This is a genomic window from Bdellovibrionota bacterium, assembly GCA_035292885.1.
Lineage (GTDB): Bacteria > Bdellovibrionota_G > JALEGL01 > JALEGL01 > DATDPG01 > DATDPG01.
In genome coordinates this window covers 1-6051 of record DATDPG010000207.1, presented here as the reverse complement: position 1 = coordinate 6051, position 6051 = coordinate 1, and the positions used below count along the sequence as shown (strand labels likewise).

Here is a 6051-nt window from a genome sequence, read left to right as displayed (position 1 = left end):
AGGCTGCCAGCTGCGTTCTCGGGACCAAATGTCCTCAACGTACTGCAGAGAGTACGCTTCCGGGCATTTGGCCCCTGCGGCCTTGCTGACAGCCTTTTCGCTCGGGCTCGCGACGAACCTATTTATGAGACCGGTTCTAATAATTCTCGGCCGGCGGAAGCGCGCGGGCGGGCTCAAGCCACTTCCGGACCGCGGGATGCGACAGGACGGCATCCATGTAGCCCTGGACTCTGTTCGAGACCGGCGGGACCCGGAACGATGTCAGGCGAACCACCGCTGGAGCGAACATCGCGTCCACGGCACCGAAGGGCCCGAACAAATAGGCTCCGCTCAGTTTCCTTGTTTGGAGCGCGTCGTCCCACATCGTCATCATTTCTTTCGCTTCGTCGAGCGCCTCGGGGGTCGCCGGAGGTATGTTCGGCAGAAAACACAAATGGAAGGACATCGATTCGCGGAGATTCATGAAACCGGAGTGCATGGCCGCCGACAGCCAGCGCGCGTGAGCCCGTTCCCCGCGATCTTTGGGCCAGAGCGGCAGATATTTCGGAGCCGGAAACGCTTCCTCGACATATTCGATAATGGCGAGCGAGTCGGGGATCCGGAGTTTTCCGTGCTGAAGGACCGGAACCTTGCCGGTGGGTGAAAACGCCCTGCGCCGCCTTCGATCCCGATCTTGCAACATATCCACGCTTGTTTCTTCGAACCGGAGTTCTTTCGCCGTCAGCGCCACATAAGGCCGCATCGACCAAGACGAAATATTCTTGTTCCCGACATAAAGAATGAGTTTCTCTTCCATTTTCGTCTCCTCTCGTCCGATTTTTCCGTTCAGTTTCATACCTCGATTCGATTAACCGGATTCGGATCGTCTGCTCGCTCAGCGGCGGCTAACGCAAACGAATAATAAGAATGCGATCTTACGTGTCAAGCAGCCCGAACGTTTTGCTTATCCGTTCTCGCTCGATACGTTTCGTTCGCGTGCTCTCGTGCGCTACGACGGCTTTTGGAAATTGCGGACGCAAGCGAATCGCTTTCGAAAAACAGGCCTCTGCTTTGATCCAATTACTCTCCGCCGCGTAGATCATCCCCCGGAAATAGAAAAGATATGGATCGGATGGATCGCGGGCGATTCCTTCCTCCAATGATTTCGCAGCGGCGGCCGCATGTTTTTTTCGGTCGGTCTGAAACATGGCCCAACCGGCGTAGGCGCTCAGAGTGGGGTGATCGCGATGCTGGTCGGCGCCGGCTCGCAGGATCGCCAGCCCCTTGGACGCGTCCCCGCGGTCGATCGCTTCGAGCGCCGTGGAAATCGCTTCCTGGGCTTTCATGGATGGGATGGACGAAGTTCTCGATGCTTCCAGATCGCTCTTGTGATCGTAATGGGCGCGCATGCTCGGATCGGAAAGCGTGTTGCGGGCGACCTGAATCCAGGCGAGGATTTGCGACACCTTCCCCCGTGAGGCCGGGTCTTGAATCTGTTTCGTTCGCTCGTGTGAGTATTTTTCCGCGAGCGCTCGATAAGATGTTTCGATTTGTTCCGCAGAGGCGCTTCGTTCGATCCCAAGGACATGATAGAAGTCAAAGGTCTGAAGACGGTCGAAATCCACGGTGATTTCCTTCGCAAGGGCATCCGCATCGGCGGTTGCCTTGGCTTGCGGCGAGGCGATTTTCTGAATTGGCGCGCGTTCCGCAGGTTTTTCGGAGGAAAATTCGAGGTTGACCCATCCGCACACGATGAGTCCGAACGCGATCGGAACAAGTTCGGAAATCGGCGCGTGCAACTCTTCGGCCAGGCGGCGGATCGTCATCGGAACCCACAATTCGTGCAAGACCGCGTACGCAAGAGGCGGAAGCGTCGTTTGAGCGGAAGGCATTTCCTTCCGTATCAGCGCGCTGTCCTCGCTTAAACCCATCCAGGCGCCTATCATGGCCGCATCGAACCAACGTGAGATCCCGTCAAAAATAATTCGAAACGTTTGGAGGGGAAGAATCGAAGGGGGCGGGCCTGGTTGGGCCGAAAACGAGAACTCTCCTTCGAACCAGGAAAACACGTTGATTAATTTATCCTCTTGGTGGGAAACCATGAGCTGAAGCAGGCGAGCCTGCTCAATCATGTGATGGCCGAGGAGAAATCGGCATAATTCAAAATCTCCCCGCTCAAGGGCGGGGAGCCATTTCGTCATATTTTCAAGCTGCAATACGCCTTGCGCCGCAAGGTATTGTCCGAGCGATTCGCTCTGCAACTCGGAATCGACGTACACCGGCTGGCCTTTCTGAAAGAAGATGCTCTTTCCAATGTTTCGGCGCTTTAAGCGGAGTACGCCCATGCTTTGGTTGCGATGGAAGTACAGCAAGAGTTCGGGCACGAGGAAATCGGCCAACGAACCGTGGGAAGGGAGGACATCCGTTTGGCGGCGCTGCTCCGTCAACCGATGGATCTCGAGGCGGCGGATATACTGATGCAATACGTTCGTCGCCGTTTCGGAAAGATTTACGAATTGAATACCGAGTCCCTGGCTTCTTCCCGTAGCCTTGGCCGCGGCCGCAGACATCCGATAGGCCACTCGTCCCTTAATCTCCAGGGGTTCGTCCGTACCTGGAAATTCCATCTGAATTTGTATCACCGTGCCCACTTTCAAGTCGCGGTCCGTCGCCAGATACATTCCTCCCCGGCTCAGGTTTTCCGTGTACTCCGTCAAAAACTCCGCTCCGGATTTGAATTGCACGCGATGAAACACATCGAATCGATTGTCTCTGCCGCGAGGTGCGGACTGCGTCAGGTACTCACGCAATTGTGCGACCGACTGCGTGTATTTCGAGGGGGTCGCTCCAAGATCGATTCCCATGGTTCCCGGTTCCCGGACCCGGCCGAGGGGTTTCTTAGGAGGTCTGCTCCAGACGACGTTCCCTTGGAGTGAAAACGTCTGACCGGGGGCGATTTGCAGGGGAATCGTGATCCTGGATCCGGGCTGAAAGACGCGGTCCGCCTGGATCAGCATTCCGACTTCAGAAAGGTTCAGAATGGTTCCGGAAATCGTTTTGCCTTCCGCTTCAAATTTAAATCCAAATCGGCGCTGAATTCTCTCGGCTCGCCTTCTTTCCTTCGGTGAGGGCATCGGGTTCGTGAATACAATCGTATATGAGAGGCGCCCCGGATCAAGGCAGGCCGAATCGCGGAAAAATTCGAGCTCTATCTTTGAGCGACGCGGGCTTCGTCCGCCCACGAACGGTTGAACGGATGCGTATCGAATCCTGTGTTATGGACTCCGATAAAGCGGAGAGCTCGAAAAACTCTCTCACCCGCGAACTCAGTTCGAAAACAGAACGGAAGACGGGATATCCCGGGCAGCGAACATTCATAATACGGCCGGCCGTTGTTGGCGCGGATCGTACCGATAAACGTGATTTTCTGCGGGACAAGGTCGCTGGTCCCCTGTGCCAGCAACGCTCCCCAAATGTATGCCCTGTTCGGATCCAGCTTTGGAAGCGAATCATAAAAAGTGCTCTTGGGCGCCAGTCTCGTCGCAACCGATGCGAAATAAACATCTTTCGTTCGGGGATCCTCGTACATGTTATTCGAGGAAGCCTGATACCATTCGGCTAGAGGGAAAACATTTCCCTTGTCATCTACACGGGCCGGATTAACGAACACATCTCCCTGTGTCGGTCCCGATTGGCAGAAATGAAGTCTGTATCCTAAGTCAAATTCGGACTCCCGAATGGCGGCCACCACGTCCTTGGCTGCTGCTACGCATTCGGCGTCAATGACAGGATCGGCGGACCGTTGATAGGATTGGTCTTGGTCGCCGGTCTGTGTTCCGGCAATAACAACGGCGACCTGACGCATGCCTTTGCAAGCCCGTTGCACCTCATCATAAGTTCCACCCGACGTGTCGCGGTATTTTCGATAGGCATCCAAGCGTTGGAAATCGGCCCGCGAATGCACCGGATTGGTTGAAAACGATTCCGGAGGGGGGATTTCAATTCGTGGAACCGGCGCCATTGTCGTTTCTCTCGGGACAGGTGGGCGAGAGGCGGTTCGAGTCGGTGGCGGTAGCGAAGAGTTAGTCGGCGGAACAGGAGCCGGAAAATTCTGGATCGGAGCCACAACGGGAGTGGGTACGCCTGGCGATGCCGGTGCCGCTGATCGAATGGGCGATTCAGTTCCAGGTTGGGGTACGGTCGAATTCAAGGTTCCCGCAATTTTGGGAGAAGGGGGAGCGACGACAACCGGGTCGGCGGCCACTTCGGATTCCGCGATCCGAATATTCCCCTCGACTTCGACCCGCCCGGTGACCGGCCCCTGAATTTTTCCCCCTTTATTAAAAAATCCCTCGATCAGCTTGCTCCCGCCCACGCCGATCACGGAGTACTCCCCCTGTGTCACCGAAGAGTCGATCTTACGAAGCATGATTCCCGCGTCGACACTGTAGGTGTCTCGATCGTCAAAGACCGGTAAAGCGCCCTTGTCGGACAGGATCGACAAGTTTCGCAACCGAGGCGGCAGGTCGTCGTAATGCAGATTCGGCCGGAGGAAACGGAGAGAAAGAGCGAGGCCGGGCTCTTGGAGGGATGTTCGTGTTCCGGAAATCAGCCGGGACTCGGGCGACAGTGCGTATTGTTTGCCGTTGTCTTCCACGGACCCGGACAAGGTTGTCGTCCCGGGTCGCATGCAAAACGTCACGTTATGTTGGACCGGAATCGTCAATGTGTCGATCGGCGGATCGTATATGGAGAGAAAGCGCCTTTGAGTTTCCGGAGGATAGCTGGAAAAGGGTTTTGGGTGTTTTTTACCTACAAGCATGTCGTGAACGTCCGCCTTGAGCGTCCCGGCGAAATTCACTTTTCCGGAAAGAAGAGTCTTCCCCTCGCAGTCGTCGATTTCCGCTGCTTTGAGTGAACCATTGACCGCCGGTTCCCTTCCCTCGGTCTCACCCGGTACGTACTGAAACTCCTCAAACCGGGCCAGCGCCTTCGCCGTCAGGTCGTCTTGGGTTCGTTTCCCCGGATCCCCCGCGAACGAACAGGCCAAGAGCGGAAGAGAACCGACAAAGAGGCTAAGCCTCCCTATCCCGTACCTTCCCACGTTCTTCTCCTCCTTATACCGTAAAATCCTTTCATTTTCACTACTTAAAATATCGACGTGATCTGCGCACCGACGTTGAATTGATACAGAGGAACGATTTCATCCTCGTCGATCTCGTCGATCGTCGCACCATCCGAGATTCGTTTGATCCGATCGCGAAATTGCGACGGAATCGATTGCTTAACCTTTCCCGCCGTAGCTCGAACGACGATCGGTTTTCCCGGCAACGTGGAAAGGCGAGGGCCTTCCCGGACGAGAGTCCCGCTCACTTCAAGGTCGAGCGCTTCAGCCGCTTCGTTCACGCTGGAAAAGCCGGTGACGGAAAGCGTTTGCGAATCCACGACATCCGCTTCCAGCCCGGAGACGGTGGGCGGCGGTTCGAAAGGTTCGGAGCGGGCCCACAGTTCAAACGGTTTATTATCCGGAAGACCATAAATTGTGACCGCCCGGCCGTTTTCGTCTCCGACGATCGTGATCAGATTATTGATCTTGGCGCTGGGGTACATTCCCCGAAGCGAGGGCGTGATTCCAACGGCTCCTAAGAAACTTTCCTGAACATACGGTTCGTCAAAGCCGGAAATCTTTGCGCACGTGAGGCTCGCGATACCGACCAAAGTTACCGATATCCGGAACCAGAGCCACGTCGAGCGGCGCGGGCCCTCCTTCTTTTTGCTTCCGATACACATACGGCAGCGGGAAAAGGCTTATCAGAAAGGGCTCCCTGCCGCAATGCGCTATAGCGCGCCCGGCAAAAGTGTGCATTTATGCAGTAAATCCAGTGCCTTCCCACTTGGAAAGGCAGTGGGCTATGGGAGCCGAGAGAAGTCGCAACTGAACGGAGCGTTGGCGGTCCCGATGTCTCCTCCACAGGAAAAAATCGGTTGGCCCCCAACGTCCGTCAACAGAGTCGCGGTCATAACATTTCCGTCGTATTCGACGTTTATTGGTATCGCAGCCTCTGGATCGTC

General features: G+C 55.8%; 4 protein-coding genes. All 4 read right to left on the bottom strand.

Translation table 11 applies throughout. The annotated features are described in order from the left end of the window. Positions 1-136: 136 nt before the first annotated feature. The 4 genes from VI895_14950 to VI895_14935 all read right to left on the bottom strand — a co-directional run bounded on the left by VI895_14950 (position 137) and on the right by VI895_14935 (position 5697). Positions 137-796, bottom strand: coding sequence for a glutathione S-transferase N-terminal domain-containing protein (locus tag VI895_14950; protein ID HLG21096.1), 660 nt, complete (start codon positions 794-796; stop codon positions 137-139). Between the two features lie 118 nt (positions 797-914). Then, positions 915-3113, bottom strand: coding sequence for a TIGR02266 family protein (locus tag VI895_14945; GenBank protein ID HLG21095.1), 2199 nt, complete (start codon positions 3111-3113; stop codon positions 915-917). A gap of 74 nt (positions 3114-3187) precedes the next feature. Beyond that, positions 3188-5083 (bottom strand): hypothetical protein, encoded by a 1896-nt coding sequence (locus VI895_14940; GenBank protein HLG21094.1) that lies wholly within the window; start codon positions 5081-5083, stop codon positions 3188-3190. A gap of 44 nt (positions 5084-5127) precedes the next feature. Continuing rightward, the gene (locus VI895_14935) at positions 5128-5697 is read right to left on the bottom strand and encodes a hypothetical protein (protein HLG21093.1); all 570 of its coding nucleotides are present in this window, start codon (positions 5695-5697) and stop codon (positions 5128-5130) included. Positions 5698-6051 lie beyond the last annotated feature (354 nt).

Coding starts and splice junctions, on each gene's coding strand:
- VI895_14945 (HLG21095.1), bottom strand. CDS start 3,113: ATGCCCTCACCGAAGGAAAGAAGGCGAGCCGAGAGAATTCAGCGCCGA.
- VI895_14950 (HLG21096.1), bottom strand. CDS start 796: ATGGAAGAGAAACTCATTCTTTATGTCGGGAACAAGAATATTTCGTCT.